This window comes from Streptomyces sp. NPDC004435, from assembly GCF_042873895.1.
GTDB lineage: Bacteria > Actinomycetota > Actinomycetes > Streptomycetales > Streptomycetaceae > Streptomyces.
In genome coordinates, this window is record NZ_JBIAMB010000001.1 from 80,134 (window position 1) to 100,695 (window position 20,562).

Annotated in this window: 20 protein-coding genes; 11 read left to right on the forward strand and 9 right to left on the reverse strand. The window is 72.4% G+C overall.

All coding sequences use genetic code 11. From position 1 onward, the window contains the following. Window positions 1-12 precede the first annotated feature (12 nt). The gene (locus ACFYT9_RS00400) at window positions 13-1,281 is read left to right on the forward strand and encodes a DUF445 domain-containing protein (protein WP_376595474.1); all 1,269 of its coding nucleotides are present in this window, start codon (window positions 13-15) and stop codon (window positions 1,279-1,281) included. Between the two features lie 36 nt (window positions 1,282-1,317). Here the strand turns inward: ACFYT9_RS00400 and ACFYT9_RS00405 are convergent, their stop codons facing one another. The 4 genes from ACFYT9_RS00405 to ACFYT9_RS00420 form a co-directional block, all read right to left on the reverse strand. Next, complete coding sequence (locus tag ACFYT9_RS00405; RefSeq protein ID WP_387273705.1) at window positions 1,318-1,620, reverse strand: hypothetical protein; 303 nt, start codon at window positions 1,618-1,620, stop codon at window positions 1,318-1,320. Window positions 1,621-1,680: 60 nt separating this feature from the next. Next, window positions 1,681-3,510 carry a DEAD/DEAH box helicase gene (locus ACFYT9_RS00410; protein WP_389159985.1) on the reverse strand — a complete coding sequence of 610 codons (1,830 nt, stop codon included), beginning with the start codon at window positions 3,508-3,510 and terminating at the stop codon, window positions 1,681-1,683. A gap of 2 nt (window positions 3,511-3,512) precedes the next feature. After that, window positions 3,513-4,925, reverse strand: a complete 1,413-nt coding sequence (locus tag ACFYT9_RS00415) for a transcriptional regulator (RefSeq protein WP_389159987.1) — start codon at window positions 4,923-4,925, stop codon at window positions 3,513-3,515. Between the two features lie 62 nt (window positions 4,926-4,987). Next, window positions 4,988-5,668, reverse strand: coding sequence for a hypothetical protein (locus tag ACFYT9_RS00420; RefSeq protein WP_389159989.1), 681 nt, complete (start codon window positions 5,666-5,668; stop codon window positions 4,988-4,990). A gap of 366 nt (window positions 5,669-6,034) precedes the next feature. On the opposite strand from ACFYT9_RS00420, the gene ACFYT9_RS00425 reads away from it, so the two are divergent. From ACFYT9_RS00425 to ACFYT9_RS00435, 3 genes are all read left to right on the forward strand, one after another. After that, on the forward strand, window positions 6,035-6,721 hold the full coding sequence (locus tag ACFYT9_RS00425; protein WP_389159991.1) for a hypothetical protein: 687 nt from the start codon (window positions 6,035-6,037) through the stop codon (window positions 6,719-6,721). A gap of 125 nt (window positions 6,722-6,846) precedes the next feature. Further along, window positions 6,847-7,050 carry a hypothetical protein gene (locus ACFYT9_RS00430; protein ID WP_389159993.1) on the forward strand — a complete coding sequence of 68 codons (204 nt, stop codon included), beginning with the start codon at window positions 6,847-6,849 and terminating at the stop codon, window positions 7,048-7,050. A gap of 165 nt (window positions 7,051-7,215) precedes the next feature. Further along, entirely contained in the window at window positions 7,216-8,409 is a 1,194-nt protein-coding gene (locus tag ACFYT9_RS00435; RefSeq protein WP_389159995.1) for a DNA cytosine methyltransferase, read from the forward strand. On the opposite strand, the gene ACFYT9_RS00440 is transcribed toward ACFYT9_RS00435, so the two are convergent. The 3 genes from ACFYT9_RS00440 to ACFYT9_RS00450 form a co-directional block, all read right to left on the reverse strand. Further along, complete coding sequence (locus ACFYT9_RS00440; RefSeq protein WP_389159997.1) at window positions 8,410-8,889, reverse strand: very short patch repair endonuclease; 480 nt, start codon at window positions 8,887-8,889, stop codon at window positions 8,410-8,412. It lies immediately after the preceding gene. A 66-nt stretch (window positions 8,890-8,955) separates the two neighbouring features. Beyond that, window positions 8,956-9,915, reverse strand: coding sequence for a NaeI family type II restriction endonuclease (locus tag ACFYT9_RS00445; protein WP_389159999.1), 960 nt, complete (start codon window positions 9,913-9,915; stop codon window positions 8,956-8,958). A gap of 106 nt (window positions 9,916-10,021) precedes the next feature. Beyond that, window positions 10,022-11,044: an SEC-C metal-binding domain-containing protein gene (locus ACFYT9_RS00450; RefSeq protein WP_389160001.1), complete on the reverse strand. Its 1,023-nt coding sequence runs from the start codon at window positions 11,042-11,044 to the stop codon at window positions 10,022-10,024. Between the two features lie 62 nt (window positions 11,045-11,106). Between ACFYT9_RS00450 and ACFYT9_RS00455 the strand changes: the two genes are divergently transcribed. Then, the gene (locus ACFYT9_RS00455; RefSeq protein WP_389160003.1) at window positions 11,107-11,946 is read left to right on the forward strand and encodes a class E sortase; all 840 of its coding nucleotides are present in this window, start codon (window positions 11,107-11,109) and stop codon (window positions 11,944-11,946) included. On the opposite strand, the gene ACFYT9_RS00460 is transcribed toward ACFYT9_RS00455, so the two are convergent. Further along, window positions 11,918-13,372 carry an MFS transporter gene (locus ACFYT9_RS00460; protein WP_389160005.1) on the reverse strand — a complete coding sequence of 485 codons (1,455 nt, stop codon included), beginning with the start codon at window positions 13,370-13,372 and terminating at the stop codon, window positions 11,918-11,920. The genes ACFYT9_RS00455 and ACFYT9_RS00460 overlap by 29 nt on opposite strands. A 108-nt stretch (window positions 13,373-13,480) precedes the next feature. Here ACFYT9_RS00460 and ACFYT9_RS00465 point away from each other — a divergent pair, with 108 nt between their 5' ends. The 5 genes from ACFYT9_RS00465 to ACFYT9_RS00485 all read left to right on the forward strand — a co-directional run bounded on the left by ACFYT9_RS00465 (window position 13,481) and on the right by ACFYT9_RS00485 (window position 18,070). Further along, window positions 13,481-14,011 (forward strand): winged helix-turn-helix transcriptional regulator, encoded by a 531-nt coding sequence (locus tag ACFYT9_RS00465; RefSeq protein WP_387273688.1) that lies wholly within the window; start codon window positions 13,481-13,483, stop codon window positions 14,009-14,011. Window positions 14,012-14,085: 74 nt separating this feature from the next. After that, the gene (locus tag ACFYT9_RS00470) at window positions 14,086-14,415 is read left to right on the forward strand and encodes a DUF6412 domain-containing protein (protein WP_376595490.1); all 330 of its coding nucleotides are present in this window, start codon (window positions 14,086-14,088) and stop codon (window positions 14,413-14,415) included. A 269-nt stretch (window positions 14,416-14,684) separates the two neighbouring features. After that, complete coding sequence (locus ACFYT9_RS00475; RefSeq protein WP_387273754.1) at window positions 14,685-15,347, forward strand: YidC/Oxa1 family membrane protein insertase; 663 nt, start codon at window positions 14,685-14,687, stop codon at window positions 15,345-15,347. Window positions 15,348-15,451: 104 nt separating this feature from the next. Beyond that, window positions 15,452-16,321, forward strand: coding sequence for a fumarylacetoacetate hydrolase family protein (locus ACFYT9_RS00480; protein WP_387273686.1), 870 nt, complete (start codon window positions 15,452-15,454; stop codon window positions 16,319-16,321). A 114-nt stretch (window positions 16,322-16,435) separates the two neighbouring features. Then, window positions 16,436-18,070 carry a choice-of-anchor A family protein gene (locus ACFYT9_RS00485; protein ID WP_389160007.1) on the forward strand — a complete coding sequence of 545 codons (1,635 nt, stop codon included), beginning with the start codon at window positions 16,436-16,438 and terminating at the stop codon, window positions 18,068-18,070. Here ACFYT9_RS00485 and ACFYT9_RS00490 read toward each other — a convergent pair. Beyond that, a complete protein-coding gene (locus tag ACFYT9_RS00490; RefSeq protein WP_389160592.1) occupies window positions 18,033-19,148 on the reverse strand; it encodes a Gfo/Idh/MocA family oxidoreductase in 1,116 nt (371 codons plus the stop codon). The two genes, ACFYT9_RS00485 and ACFYT9_RS00490, sit on opposite strands and share 38 nt — an antisense overlap. 65 nt (window positions 19,149-19,213) lie before the next feature. On the opposite strand from ACFYT9_RS00490, the gene ACFYT9_RS00495 reads away from it, so the two are divergent. Continuing rightward, complete coding sequence (locus ACFYT9_RS00495) at window positions 19,214-20,452, forward strand: ROK family protein (protein ID WP_389160594.1); 1,239 nt, start codon at window positions 19,214-19,216, stop codon at window positions 20,450-20,452. Window positions 20,453-20,562 lie beyond the last annotated feature (110 nt).

Consider the following 20,562-nt stretch of genomic DNA (forward strand, 5'->3'; position numbering starts at 1 on the left):
GGTCGGGCTGACATGGTGAGTTTCTCGTACACGGCCGCGGACGAGGAGAAGAGCAGAGGCGTCCGCAGGATGAAGGCCCTGGCGACGGGGCTCCTCGCGCTGGTCGCGGCGGTCTACGCCCTCGCGACCTGGGCGAAGAGCGCGGGCGCGGGCCCCTGGGCGGGGTACGTGGCGGCGGCGGCCGAGGCCGGCATGGTCGGCGCGCTCGCGGACTGGTTCGCCGTGACGGCCCTCTTCCGGCACCCGCTCGGCCTCCCCATCCCGCACACCGCGATCATCCCGACGAAGAAGGACCAGCTCGGGGCCTCGCTGGGCTCCTTCGTCGGCGAGAACTTCCTCTCCGCGGACGTCGTACGGGGCCGGCTGCGCGCCCTCGGCGTGGCCCGGCGCCTCGGCGCCTGGCTGGCCGAGCCGGCGCACGCGGACCGGGTGACGGCCGAGGCGGCGACGGCCCTGCGCGGCGCCCTGACCGTGCTCAGGGACGCGGACGTGCAGGCCGTGGTCGGTGAGGCGATCACCCGCCGCGCCGACCAGGCCGAGGTCGCCCCCGGCCTCGGCAAGACCCTGGACCGCATGGTCACGGAGGGCGCCCACCACCGGGCGGTCGATCTGGTCTGCGTCCGCGCCCACGACTGGCTCGTCACCCACGGCGACTCGGTGATGGACGCGGTCCAGGGCGGCGCCCCCGGCTGGACCCCCCGTTTCGTGGACCGCAAGGTCGGCGAGCGCGTCTACAAGGAGCTGCTCCGCTTCGTCACGGAGATGCGCGACATGCCCTCGCACCCCGCCCGGGGCGCCATCGACCGCTTCCTCACGGACTACGCGGCCGACCTCCAGTCCGACACGGAGACCCGCGCCCGCGTGGAACGCCTCAAGTCCGACCTCCTGGCCCGCCCGGAGGTCCAGGACATCATCGCCTCCGCCTGGGCGTCGGTCCGCGCCCTGATCCTGGCGGCCGCCGAGGACGACCAGAGCCAGCTGCGCCTCCGCGCCCGCGCCTCCCTGATCTCTCTCGGCAAGCGCCTCGCCTCCGACCCCCGCCTCCAGGCGAAGGTCGACGGCTGGCTGGAGGCGGCCACGACGTACGTGGTCACCACCTACCGCGCCGAGATCACCTCCCTGATCACCGACACGGTCGCCGGCTGGGACGCCGACCAGACCTCGAAGAAGATCGAGGCCAACATCGGCCGCGACCTCCAGTTCATCCGCATCAACGGCACGGTGGTCGGCGCCCTGGCCGGCCTGACGATCTACACCATCAGCCACGCACTGGGCGGCTGATCCGGCGGCCCGACCGCCCACGGGCGCCCGCCGCGCTCAGCCCTTGTCGCGGGTGACGGCCCACGCGGTGGCCGCCATCCCGCCGGCGACGGAGAACACGGCGGGCCAGGCCCCGACCTTCTTGGCCAGCGGATGCGACCCCCCGAACGCCGCCACATAGGCGGCCGACAGCCCCACGGCCACCTTCCCCCCACCCACCCGCTGCCACTCCCGCGCCGCCACCCCACCGGCCACCGCCAGCACCACCCCACCGAGCGGCCGCTTCTTGGTCCACCGCGCGACGGCGTATCCGCCGACGAGTCCGGCGGCGGCTATGGCGGGGGAGGGGATGGTGGGCATGGGGGGTCCTTTCGGCTGGAACGTGGCCCTTTGAGCGTACGGGGTGAGTAACCCCAGGGGTCAGTGGGCCTCAAGGTGGCTGAGGAGAGCACGGAGGTCAACCGCGTCCATTCCCCACGGGGTGAGGTCTTCTTCTGGATCAGCCAATTCCCTGACGAGGGGGTCGTCCAGGATCTGGCCCATGAATTCCAGCTTGTGCCCAAGGCGCTCGTGCACGATGCCGTCGATGGTGCCCTCGGCGACCAGGACGGTCACCCGGGTCTCAGTGTCTGGGGCCAGCCCGAGCCGGTGGATCCGGTCAAGGCTCTGCAGGTAGCGTCCGGCCGCGAAATCCCGGTCCAGGTAGACGGCGTCGTGGCAGACGTGGTGCAGGCTGATCCCCTCGCCGAGCGTCGCCGGGTTGGAGAGCAGCACCATGCAGTCCGGGTCCTCCCTGAACCTGCGGATCTGCTCGTCGCGGTCGGGAGTCGCTCCGTGGACCACGGCGGGGCGGAGGGGATGGAGCGCTGCCGCGAGCGTGGTCAGGTTCCTGACGAACGTCGACCAGACCAGGGTCTTCCGTCCCGCGCGGGCGTTCTCCGTCACCGTCCGCAGGACCGCCTCGTACTTCGGGGAGGTCTCGTAGCGGGGCAGCTCACGCATGAGTTCCCTCAGCGGGAGACCTGCGGCGGCCCGCTGCGGAGCCGCGAAGATGGGCAAGGGCCGGTGCCGGTCCGACCCGGACTCCAGCAGAGCCGGGTTGGTGCTGGCCATCATCAGGTACACGAGGACCTTGCCCAGCCGGGCGAACTCCTCCTGTTCGCCGTCCTGGAGATCGGTCAGCTGGTTCTTCAGCGCCGAGTAAAGCCTGCGGTGCGCCTCGGGAAGCTGGACGTATTTGACCCGTACATCCACGGGCGGCAGCTGGAGCTCACTCTTCGTCGTACGTGTGAACAGCGGACGGAGAACCCGGCTCGCGTGGCTGAGGTCACCGCCGGACACCGCTCGGTCCACCGCCCGTCGGCCGTGGCCGGGCCAGACGAAAGAGAGCAGGCTCTCCAGGTCCTTGGCCCCGTTCGGTGCTGGGGTTCCCGTGAGTATGAGCCGGTGCTTGGCGAGTGGCCCCAGCGCCATGCAGCTGGCGCCGTAAGTGCCCCTGACCCCGAGCTTCATGCGATGCGCTTCGTCCAGCACCATCAGGGACGGTGCTGTCGTGAGCCAGTCGGCGAGCTGGGACTGCTGCCGGCTGAGCCTTTCGTAATTGACGAGCAGGATTTCGGTCTCCCCATCTGGCGTGCGCTTGAGGACCTGCACGCGGGGAGGCTCCGTGAAGCACTGCGCGGCCTCGTCGGTCCATGCCTCGTAGGCGGATTTCGGGCTGACGACCAGGAGCCGCCTCACTTTGCCGGCCTGGCGGAGCGCCGCGTACACGGCGAGGGCGGCGCGGGTCTTTCCCGCCCCGGGCACGCTGAAGTTGGCGCCGTGGGTGAGGGACAGGAGCTTCGCGATGTCCCGCTGCTGGAAACTGGTCAGCGGAGCGTCCCAGGACGGCCCCAGGAGGCCGGGAACCTCGGAGGGAGCGACCTCGCCCAGGACGGGCTCTCCACGGCTTCCGGCCTGGAGCCGTGCCTCGACGGCCTGGGAGTCCTTGACCGATCCTTCGGCGAGGTCCCTCAGATCGGGCGCGAAGGACACCCCGGTCGGGTCGTGCCAGTGCCTGAGGAGCGGGAGCTGGGCGAGGAACTCCTCCAGGTCCACCTCGGCGGCCTGTGCGCCGCGCTGGCTTCCGCTCGCATAGCGGGCGACGAACCGCACCAGGTGTTCCTGGCCGTCCGCGAGGGAGCGGAACACGACCTTGGTGCGGCTCTCGTCGAAGCCGAGTCTGAGCGAGGGTTCTCTGGTTCCGGACACGGTCAGTTCTCACTCGCCTTGATCAGCCAGGTGACTCCGTCTCCGCGCGTGGCGACGCCGCGGCTGGCCTGACGGGCGAGTTTCGTGAGGCTGCTCCTGACGCGAAGCAGCGCGCTGTCGAAGCTTGCCTCGTCCAGACTGTTGCTTCCGAGTGCCTCGACCAGGTCGTTCACGCTCTGATCGATGGCCGCGCGGGCGTCGTCGAGGCGTTCGGCGGTGGTCTGGCGGACCTTCTTCAGGCGGTCGTCCCGCTCGGCCGAGTCCAGTGCGCGGCGCATTCCCTTGCGGGCGGTGGCGAGTTCGTGCTGAGCGGCTTCCCGCGCCGCGTCCGGGACGTGGCGCGAGGACTTGGTGGCATGGGCCCGCAGAATCTGGTCAGTCACGGCCCGGGCCCGGACGACAGGATCGGCGGGCGGAGCCACGGAGACGGAGAGGCCCGGGATCGCGATCCCCGCCGGCTCCTCGTCCCGGGACTCGGTGGACTCGAAGAGCTCGGGCAGGCTCTCTTCCAGGTAATCCCCCTGGAAATCCTCGCCGATGAAGCGGGTCTTCGTCTTGGCGAAGTCCAGGATGATCGCGGCGATCCGGTTCTCCTTGACGCGTTCCGCCTTCTCCTGGCTTGAGGCGGCCACCTTCGTGTACGTGCGGTACAGCTCCTTCAGGTTCTCCTGGTGGCCCTCGAAATCAGAGAGGGCGAGCTGGGCACCGTCAGGCGTGGCGCTGCGGTCGATCATGTCCCGGATCACTCCGAGGATCCAGCGCTCCTGCCTGAACGTCTTGAGCTGGATGTGGAAGTCGCGGACGATGTCGGCGGCCTCGCGCCCCAGCAGCTCCTGTTCTTCCATCGCGATCAGGCGGTTGATGTAGGAGTAGTCGCGGCGCTTGTCGGGACGCAGCTGGAGAGCCAGCTCCACTGCGTTGATGTCCTCCCAGGTGAAGGACGGAGGCAGGACGCCGACCCGGATGCTGGATCGTCCCAGCTTGCGCAGTGCCGCGGCCCGGGTGTTGCCGTTGACGAGGATGCCCTCGTGCGTCATGAGGCCGGGCTCCTGCTGTTCGACGGAGCGCAGGCTCTCCATCAGCGTCTCGAAGTCCGGGTCTGTCTCGTCGGGGTTGGAAGGCTTCCCCATGAGCAGCTGGTACAGGTAGTTCTGGCTCTCCGCGCTCCAGGGATCCGTCTCAAGCCCACGGGCAAGCACGGGGTCGTGATCGCGCTGGGCCCTGATCCGGTGTGTTGCCGGGTTGTAGTACACGTCGCGCAGCGGCATGTCGATGACGCCGACATGGTGTGGCCGGCCGTTCCACTCCACCGTCACGGTCTCGTGGATTTTGTCGCCCGTCGTCGCCTCACTGAGCCGGCGTGCGACGAACTCGGCGTTCTCCAGGCTGTTCGACGGAAGTTCGAACTTCAGCATCCCCACGGTTCTCCTCAACTCCGGGCCCGTGCCCGTTTCCTTCCAGCTCTCCGGACCGACAGCTACGGGCGGTCGACTGCCGCCCGGACGGTCTCGCGAGACTCCGCCGGCAAGCTGCGGTACTCCCCCCAGAGCCGTTCCATGGCGCTGAAGTCCCGCCGGTCCGCGGCCACCCACTGAGCGAAGAGCTCGCGCTCGACCCCGCTCATCTTCGCCAGTCGGCCAAGCACTTCGGTCACGTCCGTCGGCCGGCCGCGGCCGCCGACCCTGCACTTGCGGCATTCGATGACCATCTCAACGGACTTCCCCCCGGGCTTCAGCACCTCGCGGCGGGCGATGTCCAGCTGCGCCGTCTCGATTCCGCCGTCGTATGCCTCGCCGGCGGCGATGCCGCAGACCCGGCAGAGGTGATCGTCCCGGTCGAGGATCTCACGGCGCTGTGTGCCGGTGAGGGCGGCGGCCGCCTTCGCCTGACCGGGCTTCCACACCTCCGCGCCCATCTCGACGAACCGGTGCTCGTGCGGGGAGAGGGTGGGGTCCTCCCGGTTCGTCGCGATGTTCCAGCCGTGCACCCGGAGGTCCCGCATGCGGCGGTCGATCTGAGAAGTCTCCGGAAACGCCTCGCGGAGCTGGGTCTTCGTGAATACCTCGCCCACTCCGACCTCGGTGACGAGCCACAGTGCGCAGCGGATCATGGTCCCCTGCCCGTTGTTCCGCCACGACGGAATACTCGCGTTCGTCAAGATTCTCTCCTTCTCTACCGGTCTGATACTGCACGCCGCTGATGTCTGCCGGCGGACTCAGCCGGTCTGCCTTCCCATTGGACGGGGGGAGCGACGTGAAGATCAAGCGATCCTGGGTGTTTGCGGGGCTATCGCAAACACCCAGGACCGAGACGGACGAGAAACGCAAACACAGGAGGCGGCCGGTCGCCTCCAACGCAAACACCGAGACGTGCGGAACGAAGCATTCCTGGTTGCGAAGCGCCCGCATGATCAAGAGAGACTGATTGCCCGCCATATCCGCATGTCTCTGGAGGTTCAGTGGCCGCATTAGGTCAGGTCCGTTTGACGTTCTGGGCCGGGTGTACGCCCGCTCGTACCGAGTTCGTGATCCGGTTTCGCGAACTCGTCGGCGCCATGCCGTCCGAGAAGCAGCGTGCCCGCGCGCTGCAGCTGGCGCTTCCGCCCAGCACCCTGTCCAACTACTGGAGCGGGCGCCGGATGCCGCGGGCTGCGACGCTCCGCGCGATCTTCGAGGCCGTGCGGGCGCACGCCATCGCGGGCGTGCCCGTTACCCTCGCCGAGCTTGAGGAGCTGCGCTCGTACGCCGTGGAAGGGCGCCAGGAGCGGGACGTCCAGGCGGCATGCGCCATCACCGGTCCCGTGCCCTCGGAGCGGGCGCCGCAGACGGCCGCCAGGCCGTCCGGCGGGAGTCCGGCGCAGGGACCGGCGCAGGGACCGGCGCGGGACCGGCAGGGCGAGCGAAGCGCCACGGTGCGGGAAACGCTGGAGATCCTTCGTTCGGCGCGGGCGTCCGGTGACCTGCGCCACCTCGTCGGGACGGCGTGGTCCGCCAGCAGGACGCTCGGCGAGGCCGACTTCTGCGACGCGGTGGCGGCGCTCCATGCCTCGGGTGACACGGAGCTCGCGGAGGCCCTTCTTCTCGCCGACGGACAGCGCGGCGCCGATGACACGATGCGGCTCGCCCTCGCCCTGATGGGGGCTGGTCTGACCAGTTCCGCCGAGCTGGTCATGCGGGCCAGTCTGCCCTCCGGAGGTGAGGCCCAGCACTAGAGGAAGCAGCCCCTGCGGCATATCCGAAGAAACACCAGTACGGGGTGAGACACGTCATCCACTCCGGCCTTCGCGGCGCCCGGATCGGGGCTGCCTTCACCACGTCACACTGGAGTCATTTCCTCATGCTGCACTTCTCGCTCCCCTTGATCGTCGCGCTCGGGTTCGCTCTCCTCGGGTCGGCGTTCGCCGCCGTGTGCGCCGTCGTCCTGGCCTGGCGTGTGGAGCAGCCCACGGTCGCCGCAGTCGCGTGGGGGGCGGTGACCTTCGCCGGCGCCTTCACGCTCATGATCCCGGTGATCAGCCTGCTGTCCGGGGCGGACGGATAGCGCCGGCTCGGTTCCGCCACGCCTCTGAGGGCCCCTCGCACGCGCGGGTTAGGGGGAGGCCGCATCATGCCTCACACTTGGGGGGCGTTGTCAGTGGGGTCTGTCACCCTCTGTGATAGCTGGTGGCACAAGGCGCCAGCAGGGTTCGTGTTCGAAGGAGGGTGCATGGCCAGCACTGAATCGGAGTTCACCTCGATCGAGATCTGTGCTGGGGCCGGCGGACAGGCCATCGGCCTGCACCGTGCCGGGTTCCGGCACCTGGCGCTGGTCGAGATCGACAAGCACGCGAGGGAGACCCTGCGGCGGAACATCGAGACGCGGCCGGAATGGGCCTGGGAGAAGCAGCACTGTGACCTCCGCCATGCGGACGTCAAGGACTTCAAGCCGTTGGCGGATGTCCGTACGGGCGACAAGCTCATTGAGTCAGGCGAGGTAGACCTCCTCGCCGGCGGCGTGCCGTGCCCGCCGTTCTCGCATGCCGGGAAACAGCTTGGAAGGGACGACGAGAGGGATCTCTTCCCCCGGATGCTTGAGCTCATCGATGAGCTCAAGCCCCGCGCGGTGATGATTGAGAACGTGCGAGGGATCCTGGACCCGAAGTTCTCCGACTACCGGGACTACATCAAGGCCAGGCTGCAGAGCGGGACCTACCGCGCCGATGACGGCACGCTCGTGACCGACAGGGGGCTTGGCTACAAGGTCTGCCACTGGGGGATCCTGGAAGCCCACGAATTCGGCGTGCCGCAGTTGCGGCCCCGCGCGATCCTCGTCGCGATCCGCAAAGATGTTCTCGGCGACGACGTGAAGTACGAGTGGCCGACTCCGACCCACGAGCACCCGGTCAGTGTCGTCGAGGCGCTTGAGGAGTCGATGGAGGAGCGCTACCAGGCGTACTACGACGGTCCCCGCGGCCAGGCGGCGCGTGCCGCCTACGCGCGCTGGCACGCCAAGGCCACGGAACGTCACCAGGAGCTGGAAGGTAAGGGCAGCGCCGGCATCGCTCCCACGCTCGTGGGCGGCTCGAAGAAGCACGGCGGAGCTGACCTCGGACCGAGCCGTGCCAAGGCGGCCTGGAAGCAGCTGGGCGTCTCCGGTCTCGGCGTGGCCAACGACGCTGAGACCGCCCGGAAGAAGCAGTCCGAGAACCGCGATCTGTTCGGTCCGGACGGGCCGATGCTGACCGTCGAGCAGGCCGCCATCGTGCAGGGATTCCCTGTCGACTGGATCTTCGACGGCGGCAAGACCGCTCAGTACCGCCAGGTCGGCAACGCCTTCCCGCCGCCGGTTGCGGAGGCCGTGGGACGGTCGATCATGGATGTCCTCAAGGCTGCCCGGGAGCGGGACGCGGAGCAGTCCTGATCACGTCGTGCCCGTGCCGCGGGCACGGGCACGACGTTGTTCCACCTCGGCCGCGATCCGCGCCGCGCACTCTTCCGGGGGCTCGTGCTCCCAGAACCGGAGCACCGTCCAGCCGGCTTCCTGGAGCCGCTGGTCAGTGTCGCCGTCGCGCGCCATGTTTCCGGCCACCTTGCCGGACCAGTAGCCCTGGTTCGTACGGGGGGCCACGTAGTGCTCGGGGCATCCGTGCCAATAGCAGCCGTCGATGAAGACGGCCAGCTTCACCGGACGAAAGACGATGTCCGCCGTCCGCCTGAGTTCGGGCAGTGGACGAGCGGCGACGCGGTAGCGCAGGCCCTGTGCGTGCAGAAGCCGCCGGACCAGCTGCTCCGGCTTGGTGTCACGGCTTCGGATCGCCTGCATGTTCCGGCGCCGGGCGGCGGACGACGCCCAGGAGCCCTCCGGCGGCGACCACTCCGGTGTGTCACTGGACTGTGGCATTGGTGTTCTGATCCTCCCGCTATCAGCGTGCCAGAGAATCGCGGGCGGGATCTGGCCGAGGGCGGACTACGCCGTGTGCGAGGGCAGCGACGGCCCCTGCGCGGGAGCCTCCCCAGCGCGGGCGCGAGCCCAGAGGCGCCCGTCCAGGAGCACGCTGCGCCGTGTGTCCTGCGGACCCACCTCCGTGACGCGGGTGCTCACGAACTCCCCATCGAGTGGCACGGGGGCGCCCAGCCCTGCTGCGATCCGGCGGTGGCTTTCGTATTCGCCCATGATGAGGAACCCCTCCTTGCGCAGCGCGGAGCGGGAGCCGCCGTTGCCCCGAACCCGCTTCATGTAGTCCTTCTGCTGAGCCACAGTGCGGATCACATTTCTCCCGATCCGGCGGTCCTGGACCCGGCGGAAGAGTTCGTTGAGACGTGCCTGCCCGGATCGCGGCAGGAAGACCGCCGCGCGGTCGTCGGAGGCCATGTGCAGCAGCACGTTCTCCGGCAGCTCCGAGTCCCGCCACAGCCAGGCGATCTTGTCACGGTGCTGCGCCTTCACCGTCAGCTTCAGGTCGCGGTTGTTGCCGCTGTTCAGCCATTCGTCCCGGACTCTGAACACACCAGCGCTCCACCGGCTCTGCTCGTCGTTCGCCCAGACCAGCAGGCAGAGGTGCCCCCGCGCCTCAGGCGGGATCATCCATCCGCCGAACTGCTGCGAGTACTTGCAGTCGACGTCGACGCCGGCGATGCGGTAGTCCATGTCGACGCCATCCCCGAACCGGAACTCACGCTGGAGTCTGATTTCCACCAGCGTGCCCGCATGCGTCTTCTCTGTCTTGTAGAGAGAGTTCCAGTCGTAGCGCCCGGTGTCCTCACCGTTCAGCAACTGGTCGATCGTGTCCCGGAGCGTGCGCGCGAAACGCCGCTCCGCGGAATCCAGGGAACGGAGCTGATTCCAGACGGCGGCGAGTTCGGGGTCTTCGACCAGCAGGGCCTGCGTCTGGATGTTTATGGCCGCGGCGACATCTATGGGGAGCACCAACAGGTCCTGTCTGTGGGCGGAGCGGGCATGGGAGGGCTACTCCGGCTGCCGACGAGTGTCGCCGCGACTGCTGGGGCTGTGTCAAACGCTCTCGCCTCGTTCGTCACATGCTGGTCGGGCTCTGCTCCTGGGCCGCCCCGTGGCACTCCCCGTAAGTCCGCCCCGAGTCGCACCAGCAACCCTCCGTGCGCAGAGGGGGCCAAGGGGTGGCGCGGGCGCGGGCGGCGAGGGTGGTGGCGTACTGGGGGAGGAGGGCCGGGGTCGACGGGGGGAGGGACTCCGAGGCGGCGAAGGCCTCGTAGGAGGGGACCGTGGCGCGGACGATGCCGAGGTTGGGGGTGCCGGCCGCGGAGAGTTCGCGGAGGGACGCCTCGATGTCCGTCAGGTGGGCGCGGTGGGTGGGGTACTCCGTCTCCAGCTCCGGGTAGGCGGCGAGTAGTTCGTCCAGTTCACCGGAGGGCCAGTGGAGGACCGCCACCGGGAAGGGGCGGGAGAGGGCCGTGCGGTAGGTGCCCAGTTCGGAGCGGAGGCGGGCGATCTCGGCCTGGAGTTCGGTGGGGTCGGAGGAGCCGAGGGACCACAGGCGCTTCGGGTCGTGGAGTTCGTCCAGGGGGATCGTGCCGGTGTGCAGGCGGTCCGCCAGGGTGTCCCGGTCGTCGTGATCCAGGGCCAGCATGCGGCGGATGCGGTGGCGGGTCGCGAGGAGCGAGCGGGTGGCGTGGGAGAGCTCCGTGCCGGGGGCCAGGAGCTGGTTCGCCGCCTCCGTCAGCATGGCCTCCGCCGACTGCAGTTCGTCGTGGGCCTCCAGCGTCTCCGCCGCGATCTCCCACGGGGCCGCGTCCGCCGGGCGGGCGCTGCGGACGCCGTCGATGATGGCCCTCGCCTCGGCCTCGTGCCCGTACTCCCACAGGTTCGACGCCTTCAGCGCGCGGATCAGGTGCGGGTCCGCCGGGTCGCCGGCGAGGAGGTCGTCGTAGAGGGCCGTCGCCCCCGGCCGGTCGTTCGCCAGCTCCAGGTGGGCCGCGGCCCGGAGCAGCAGCGGCTCCCGGTCCCCGGGGTACTGCGCGGCGGTGCGCAGCAGACGCTCGGCTTCGGCGGTGTGGGCGGCAGGCGTGTCGGGGCGCATGCCTTCACCGTACTGCTGTACGGCCCTGGAGAGTTGGCGCGGCAGCGCCTATCGTGCCCGGCGTGTGGGACAGGGGACGTGGGGGACGGGAGCGGGTGCCGGTCGTCGTCCAGGCGCGCTCGGGGCGCCGTGGACTCGCCCGCGCGCTCTGGATCGCCGCCGAGACCGTCGTCACCTGCGGTGTTCTCATCCTCCTGCTCGTCGTCCACCAGCTGTGGTGGACCAACCAGCAGGCCCGTGCCGAGGCCGGCGCCGAGGTGCGGGCGCTGGAGCGGGAGTGGGACATCTCTCTCCCGGGGAGCGGGGCGGGGGACGGGGGGACGAGTGAGGGGCCGGCCCCGTCCGCGCCCGCGCCCGCCGCCGGGCCGTCCGTCACGCCCGGGTCCGCGCCCGGGAGCCCGCCTCCCCGGCGTACGGAGTCCCCGGCGCCGCCCGCGGCGCCGGCCGCCGTCCCGCCGCCCTCCGGCGCGACCTTCGCCGTGCTGCGCATCCCGCGGATCGGGCTGACGGTGCCGGTCGCCCAGGGGATCTCCAAGAGCAAGGTGCTGGACAGGGGGTACGTGGGGCACTACCCCGGCACCGCCGCCCCCGGCCGGGTCGGGAACGTCGCGCTCGCCGGGCACCGGAACACGCACGGCGAACCGTTCCGGTACGTCAACCGGCTGCGGAAGGGGGACGAGATCGTCCTGCGGACGCGCGAGGGCACGTACACCTACCGCGTCGACCAGATCCTTCCGGTCACCTCCCCCCGCGACACCGGCGTCATCCAGCCCGTGCCCCGGTCGATCGTCAAGCCCTCGTACGGGTACTCCAAGACCGGGTCCTACCTCACCCTCACCACCTGCACGCCCGAGTTCACCTCCCGCTACCGGCTCATCGTCTGGGCGACCCTGCGACGGTGAGGACCACGCCCGCCAGCGCGAGGACCGCCGAGGCCACCACGGCCGCGTCGGGGCCCGACCCCGACAGGGCGAGCATCAGCGCCACGCCCGCCGCCGAACCGATGTACCGGGCCGTGTTGTTCGCGCCCGAGCCCATCGCCGCCCGCTCCGGGGGCACCGAGTCGACCGCGAGCCGGGGCAGCGCCGCGTTCAGCAGACCGCTGCCCGCGCCCGCCACCACCAGGCCCGCGATCAGCCGCGGCCAGGGGAGGTCGGGAGAGTCGAGCGCGCCGAGGAGGGCGAGGACGCCCGCCGCGGACAGGACGAAGCCGACGGCCAGCTGGTGCGGGGCCGAGAGCCGGCCCGAGAGCCGGCGGGCCTGGAGCGCCACCACGAACGACGTGCCCGACCAGAGGACGAAGAGCCACGCCGCCACCAGGGGCGCCATGCCCGCGCCGCGCTGGATCATCGCCGGGACCACGCTGAACAGGCCGATGACCGCCAGGCCCGTGAAGAGCGCCCCCACAGCCGACACCCGGAACTCCGGCCTCCGCAGCAGTCCCAGGTCGATCATCGGCCGCGCCACCCGGCGCTCCACCAGGAGGAACAGCGCCGTCAGCGCCGCCGACGCCAGGAGGAGCAGACCGATCACGGGACGCAGCCAGCCGTCTCGGCCCAGGGTCAGCGCCGTCAGCAGCGCGCCGAGGGCCGGTGCGAGGGTGGCCGCTCCCGCCAGGTCGGGGCGGGCCGGGGCGATACGGGGCTTCGCCGCCGGCCGGGCGAGCGTACGGGTCCCCACCGCCGCCGTCAGCACGGCCGCCGCGCCCAGCGCCACGTACGCCAGCCGCCAGTCCACCAGGCCGAGCGCCCCCGCGAGCAGCGGGCCCAGCGCGATCCCGCCGCTCACCGCCGCGCCCCAGACGCCGGTGGCCCGGACGCGGTCGCGGCCCGAGGGGTACGCGTCGGCCAGCAGGCCCAGGCTGCCGGCGAGGATCGCCGCGCTCGCCGCGCCCTGCGCGATCCGCGCCGCCGTGAAGAGGGCCGTCGAGCCGGCGAAGGCCCCGAGCGCGGTCGTCACGCCCAGCGCGAGCGTGCCGAGCAGGAAGACCCGGCGCCGGCCGTGCGCGTCGGCCAGCGCGCCCGCGACCAGGAGCAGCGCGGCGAGGCCGAGCGGGGTGCCGTTGAGCAGCCACGCCTGCGCCGAGGACGGCGTCCCGAACGCCTCCGCCATCGCCGGGAGGGTCAGCATCGGCGCCGTGTAGTTCATCAGCGCGAGGGCGGTGGCGAGGGCCGTGACGGCGAGGGTGGCCGTGCCGCGGGCGGGCGGGTGGGCGGAGGCGTCGCCGGGGCGGGTGCCGCGGGCCGGTGTGTCGGGGAGGTCGGGGCGGTCAGGACGGTCGGGGTGGTCAGGGCGATCGGGGTGTGGCTGCGGCTGGGCTGTGCGCACGGGGGCCTCCGCCCTCTCGGTCCGGCCGGTCGGTCGGTTCAGTCACTGAACTCATACCCTACTCGCTGAGTTCGTTCAATGAACCGGCTTTTCGATACGATGGTCCGCATGGCCCTCGGCAAGGACTACGCCCAGCAGCAGTGCTCCATCGCCCGCGCCCTGGAGATCGTCGGCGAGCGCTGGACGCTGCTCGTCGTGCGCGACGCCTTCTACGGCGTCCGCCGGTACAGCGACTTCCTGGCCCACCTCGGCGCCCCCCGTGCCGTCCTGGCCGCCCGCCTCCAGGCCCTCGTCGACGCCGGTGTCCTCGACCGGCGCCGCTACCAGGACTCCCCGCCCCGCGACGAGTACGTCCTCACCGGGCGCGGCCTCGCCCTCTGGCCCGTGCTGTGGGCCCTCGGAGCCTGGGGCAGGACCGAGGTCCCCGGCACCTTCCCCATGCGCCACTTCCACCACGCCGCCTGCGGCACCGAGCTGGGCCCGTCCGGCGAGTGCCCGGCCTGTCGCCTCCCCGTGGCCCCCGCCGACATCGAGATGCGCCCCGGCGCCGGACTCGACCCGGACCCCGCCGACCCCGTCGCCCGCGCGCTCCTGGCCCCCCGCCGCCTCCTCGTCCCGCTGGAGCCGGCCGCTTCCTGAACGGACCGGGAACTCTCCCGTACGGCCGTTCGTCCCACCTGGCAGACAGTGAAGTCCGGGGAACGGGGGGTGTGATGAGCGGGAGTCTGGTCCCGCGCCGAGTCGCGCCCCCCGCCTTCCTCCCCGCCCTCCTGGCCTTCTTCCTCCCGCTCGTCCTCGCGCTCGCGTTCGCCGGGACGTTCCTCTCCGACGGCGCCGTCGGCGCGGGCGTCGTCCTCGCCGCCTCCGCCGTCCTCTGCGCCCTCGTCGGCGCGCGTACGGCTCCGGCCGTGCCCCCCACCCTCATCCGCACCGCGCTGCGCGACCGGGCCCGCCGTACGGCCTTCCTCCCGCAGCGCGACCCCGACGCCGCCGGCCGCAGCCGGCCCAGGGCGCCCGGGCGCTCCCTCCCGACGGCCGCGTAGGGGTCCAAGCACACCACGCCCGAAGACCCCTTCGCGCGGTCCGTCATGCCGAGACACACCATCCACGGCACGACGAACCCCGGAGGGTTCCCTTGTCCTTGCCCCTGACCTTGTCCTTGCCCCTGACCTTGTCCTCGTCCCTGGCCTCCTCGGCGCACCCTTCCTCCGCGCCCCTCCTCTCCGCACCCGCACCCGAGCCCCTCGCCCTCACCGTCTTCCCGGCCTCCGTCCTCGACGTCTTCGCCGCGCTCGTCGAGAGGCTCGCCGCGCTGCTCCAGCCCTTCGCCGACGGCGCCTCGACCGCCGCCGCGGTCGTCCTCCTCACCGCCCTGGTCAGGCTGGCCGTCCACCCGCTCTCCCGGGCCTCCGTCCGGGGGCAGCAGGCCCGCGTCCGGATCGCGCCGCGGGTCGCCGCGCTGCGGGAGAAGCACAAGCGGCGGCCGGAGCGGCTCCAGCGGGCGATCCTGGAGCTGCACGCCGAGGAGAAGGTCTCGCCGTTCGCCGGGATCCTTCCGAGCCTGCTCCAGGTGCCCGCCTTCCTCCTCCTGTACGCGCTGTTCTCCTCCGGCGACCGGATGGCCGGGCACAGCCTCCTCGCCGCCCCGCTGGACGCGCGGTGGACCGGCGCCCTCGCCGACGGCGGGCCCTTCGGACCGGCCGGGCTCGTGTACCTCGGCCTCTTCGGGGTGGCCCTCGCCGTCGCCGCCCACCAGTACCGCAGGGCGCGCAAGGAGACGCCGCAGGCGCCGGAAGGGGCGCCCGCGGCGCTGGGGCGGGTCCTGCCGCTGCTCTCCTTCGGCACCGTCGTGACCGTCGCCGTCGTCCCGCTCGCCGTCGGGCTCTACCTCGTCACCAGCACCACCTGGTCCGTCGTCGAGCGGGCCCTACTCATGCGTAAGGGTCCGCAGGCTGAACGGGGTCTTGCGGGCTGAACGGGAACCTTGGAGGATCAGACGATCCTCCGATGGCCGCACTCCATCGGCCGGGGCACCGAAGGGCCTCCCCCCGGGCCCACCTCGACCACAGGGAGAAGACCATGAAGCTGCTGCGAGTCGGCCCGCCGGGCGCCGAGCGTCCCGCCCTCCTCGACGGGGACGGGACCCTCCGTGACCTGTCCTCCTTCGCCGACGACGTCGACGGCCGGCTGCTCTCGGACACCGCCACGCTCGACCGGATCCGCGCCGCCGCCGAGGCCGGGGTGCTCCCCGCGTACGGCGGCTCCGGCGACGCCACCGGGCTGCGCGTCGGCCCGCCGGTCGGCCGGATCGGCAAGGTCGTGTGCATCGGGCTGAACTACCACGGCCACGCGGCCGAGACCGGGCAGGCCACCCCGGCCGAGCCGGTCGTCTTCCTCAAGGCCGCCGACACCGTCGTCGGCCCGGACGACACCGTCCTCGTGCCGCGCGGCTCGGTGAAGACCGACTGGGAGGTCGAGCTGGCGATCGTCATCGGCCGGACCGCCCGCTACCTGGAGACCGACGAGGAGGCCCTGGCGCACGTCGCCGGGTACGCGCTCGCGCACGACGTCTCCGAGCGGGAGTTCCAGATCGAGCGCGGCGGCACCTGGGACAAGGGCAAGAACTGCGAGACCTTCAACCCGCTCGGGCCCTGGCTGGTGACCGCCGACGAGGTGCCCGACCCGCAGGACCTCACCCTGCGCCTGTGGGTGAACGGCGAGCTGAAGCAGGAGGGCCACACCTCCGACCAGATCTTCCCGGTCGCCGAGGTCGTCCGGTACGTGAGCCGGTTCATGACGCTCTACCCCGGCGACATCATCAACACCGGCACGCCCGCCGGAGTCGCCATGGGGCAGCCTGACCCCAAGCCGTACCTCCGCCCCGGCGACGTCGTCGAGCTGGAGATCGAAGGCCTCGGCCGCCAGCGCCAGGAGCTGAAGAGCGCCTGACCTCGCAGCCGGCCACACGTCGCACGGCGGGCGACGGCAGCCCGTCGCCCGAATCTGACGGCACCCCGCGTGGGGTGCCGTCATTTTCGTCCTTTTTTATGCATATTGCGGCGTATGGAACCTGTGAAGAACGGAAGCGCCTCCCGCCGCGGAACACGTCTCGCCCTCTCCGCCGCCACCGCGGTGCTCGCCTCCGGCGCCCTCGTCGGCGGACTCGCCGGCACCGGCGCCGCCGATCCGCTGCCCGGAGGGCTCGGCCCCTGCAAGCCGGGAAAGTGCCCGCCCACGTACCCCGACCCCAACAACGGCGAGGTCGTGTGGCGCGACAACGCCGTCAACGTCTTCGTCGGCGGCGACTTCCTCGTCCGCGAGGCCGCCGCGGAGGCCGAGGGCAAGGTCGTCGTGCTGGGCGGCTTCGACCAGGCCAAGCGCGCGGACGTCTCCCAGGTCTACAACGTCGGCGTCGCCGGCGGCGGTTCGCGGGTCGTCCCCGACAATGGGACCGCCTTCCTCAGCGTCGGCGGGAACATCACCGTCGCCGCCGGGCAGCGCCTCCTCACCGAGGAGGGCACGGTCACCGGCAAGACGCTGTACGCGGGCACCGCCACCGGCACCGTGACCCCGGCGCCCGTCAAGGACGCCGCCGCCGTCGCCCCGTACACCGCGCTGCGCGACCAGCTGACCGCCGCGAGCCAGTGCTACGCGTACGTCGACGGGGCCTCCCGCACCCCCACCGGGACGGCCGTCAACAAGGGCTACGAGACCCTCTTCACCGGTGACGGCACCTCCGCGCTCCAGGTCTTCAACGTCGACTTCGACCTGGAGTCGGGGCCCGGCGGGCAGCAGGGCATCCGCTTCGACGGGATCCCAGCGAACGCGACCGTCCTCGTCAACGTCCTCGGCGGCGACCGGACCGTCGACACGTACATCGACGGCCTCCCGGGGCTCCGCGACCGGCTGCTGTGGAACTTCCCCGACGCGACCCGGGTCAAGTTCGAGGGCACCGCGCAGTTCGCGGGCAGCGTCCTCGTCGGCAACCAGGCCAGCACCGCCACCCTCACCATGCCGGGCATGAACGGCCGGTTCTTCACCACCGGCAACCTGACCCACGCGTCGGAGCCGGGCGGGGGCGGCGGCCAGGAGATCCACAACTACCCGTTCGACGGCGACCTGCCGTCCTGCGACGAGGACCCGACCCCGACCCCGACGGACACCACTCCCACGCCGACCGGGCCGACCCCGACGGAGACCACCCCGACCCCCACCGAGCCGACACCGACCGAGACGACCCCCACCCCCACGGAGCCGACGCCCACGGAGACCACCCCGACCCCGACGGAGCCCACTCCCACGGAGCCCACCCCGACGGATCCGACCCCCACCGAGACCACGCCCACGCCGACCGAGCCCATCCCCAGCCCGACCGACTCCGCCGACGGCGGAGCCACGAACGGCGGGAGCACGAACGGCGGGGGCACGAACGGCGGCCTGACGAACGGCGGCTCCGACGGCGGCGACTCGGGCGGCTGGACCGGCGGCGGCACCGACACCGGCGGTGGGTCCGACAGCGGAGGCTACGGCGACGACACCGGCGGCCACCACGGCCCGGACGGCGGGGGCGAACTCCCCGAGACCGGCGCCGGCACCGGGAAGATCGTCATGGGTGCGACGGCGGCCGTGCTCGCCCTCGGCGGAGGCGTCCTCGTCGCCGTCAGCCGCCGGCGCCGCCGGTCGCGCTGGTCAGCCTGACCGTGACGCCCTCGCGGGCCGACCGCCGCGCCGCCTCCAGGACGTCCAGGGCGGCGGCCGCCTCGTGCGCGGTGACCGGGTTCGGGCCGGTGCCGCGCAGGGCGGCGGCGACGGCCGCGTAGTACGCCGGGTAGTCCCCCGGCACCGACTCGACCGGCGTCCCGCCGCCGGTCAGCGGGGACTCCCCGGAGCCGATCCGGCCCCACAGCCCCTCGGGCTCCACGCCCCAGGCCGTGCCGGGGCGGGGTCGCAGCCCCTCGCGCAGCGCCGCCTCCTGCGGGTCGAGGCCGTACGTCACGAAGCCGGCCCGCTGTCCGAGCACCCGGAAGCGGGGCCCCAGCTGGGCGGCGGTGGCGCTCACGTACAGGTGGGAGCGGACGCCGCCGGCGTGGGTGATCGCGACGAAGGTGTCGTCGTCGGCCTCCGCGCCCGGGCGGCGCACGTCCGACTCGGCGTAGACGGAGACGGCCGGGCCGAAGAGGACGAGGGCCTGGTCGACGACGTGGCTGCCGAGGTCGTACAGCAGACCGCCGATCTCCTCCGGGGCGCCGGACTCGCGCCAGCCGCCCTTGGGACGCGGCCGCCACCGCTCGAAGCGGGACTCGAAGCGCTGGACCTCGCCCAGTTCGCCCTCGTCCAGGAGGCGGCGGAGGGTGAGGAAGTCGCTGTCCCAGCGCCGGTTCTGGAAGACGGAGAGCAGCAGCCCGCGCTCCTCCGCCAGCCGTGCCAGGGCGCGGGCCTCGGCGGCGGTCGCCGCGAGCGGCTTGTCGACGACGACGGGCAGCCCCGCCTCCAGAGCGGCCCCGGCGATCGGGACGTGGGTCTTGTTGGGGGAGGCGACCACGACGAGGTCGAGCTCCGGGCCGCCTTCCGCCCACAGCTCCTCCGGGCGGGCGAGCACCTCGACGCCCGGGTGGGCCGCCCGCGCCTCGGCGGCGCGCTCGGGGTTGCCGGTGGTGACGGCGGCGAGCGTCAGGCCGGGGGAGGCGGCGATCAGGGGGGCGTGGAAGACGGAGCCCGCGAGGCCGTAGCCGACGAGGCCGACGCGGAGGGGGCGGGGGGTGGTGAGGGGCGTCATGAGCAGCACTTAAGCAACGCTGTTGCCAAAGTGCAAGCAGGAGGCAGAATGAGCCGGTGACGGTGATGACGAGGGACCCCGGTGGCGGCGCGAACCTGTCGGCGCTGCGCGGCCACAACACGGCGCTCGTGCTGGACCTGCTGCGTACGGCGGGGGAGGAGGGGATCAGCCGGCTCGAACTGGCCGAGCGCACCGGCCTCACCCCCCAGGCCGTCAGCAAGATCACCGCCCGGCTGCGCGCCGAGGGCCTGGCCGCGGAGGCCGGCCGCCGCGCCTCGACCGGCGGCAAGCCCCGTACCGTCCTGCGGCTGGTCCCCACCGCCGGGTACGCCGTCGGCGCCCACCTCGACCGCGACGACCTCACGGTCGCCCTCACCGACCTCACCGGCGCCCCCGTGGCCCTCCGCCACGGCCCGCTGGACCTGGCCGCCGGCCCGGTCCCGGTCCTCGCCGCCGTGGAGCGGGAGCTGCGCGCCCTCCTGGCGGAGGCGGGCCTCCCCCTCCCGCCGCCGCGGAGTTCCGCGTCCGGTCCCGTTCCCACGGTTGTGTCCGTTCCCGCGGCCGGTGTCGCGGGGGGTGCCGAGGTGCCCGGAGTGGGGGTGCCCGGGGTCGGGGTGCCCGGTGTGAGGGTGCCCGGGGTGGGGGTGCTCGGGGTCGGGGTCGCGATGCCGGGGCCTCTGGACCATCGGGGCGGGGTGCCGGGGCGGGTGACGGGGGCCGCGGTGTGGGACGGGTATCCGGTACGGGACGTGCTCGGCGCGCGCCTCGGCCTGCCCGTCGCGCTCGACAAGGACACCAACGCCGCCGCCCTCGGCCTCGCCGTCCGGCCCGGGGCGCCCCGCTCCTTCGCCTACGTCCACCTCGGTACGGGGCTCGGCGCCGGCCTCGTCGTCGGCGGCGCCCCGCTGCGCGGCGAGCGGACCGGGGCGGGCGAGCTCGGCCACCAGACCGTCCAGCTCGACGGGGACCCGTGCGCCTGCGGCGCTCGCGGCTGTCTGGAGGCGCTCTGCCTCGCGGCAGTGGCCCGGGGGGACCTCCCCGGGGCGGCGCGGATCCTCGGTACCGGCGCCGCCAACCTGGTCCGGCTCCTCGACATCGACCGGGTCCTGCTCGGCGGCCGGGTCGTCCGCTCCGCGCCCGAGGTCTTCGCGGACGGCGTGACCGCGGTGCTCGCCGGCCTCCGCCTCCCGACCCCGGTCGAGGTCGCGGCCGCCCCGCACGCCATGGCCCTCGGCGCGGCCCACCTCGTCCTGGCCCCCGTCTTCGGCCTGGCCCCGTCTCCGGCCGACGCCCCGGCCTCCTGACAGGGGAATCCAGGACCGCCGTTCATAGGAACGTCGGACCATACGCTGATCGGGCGGATCCGGCGGGCGGTCGGGGGGCGCGGCGGTGTCGTCGCCCGTTTCCGGCCGGC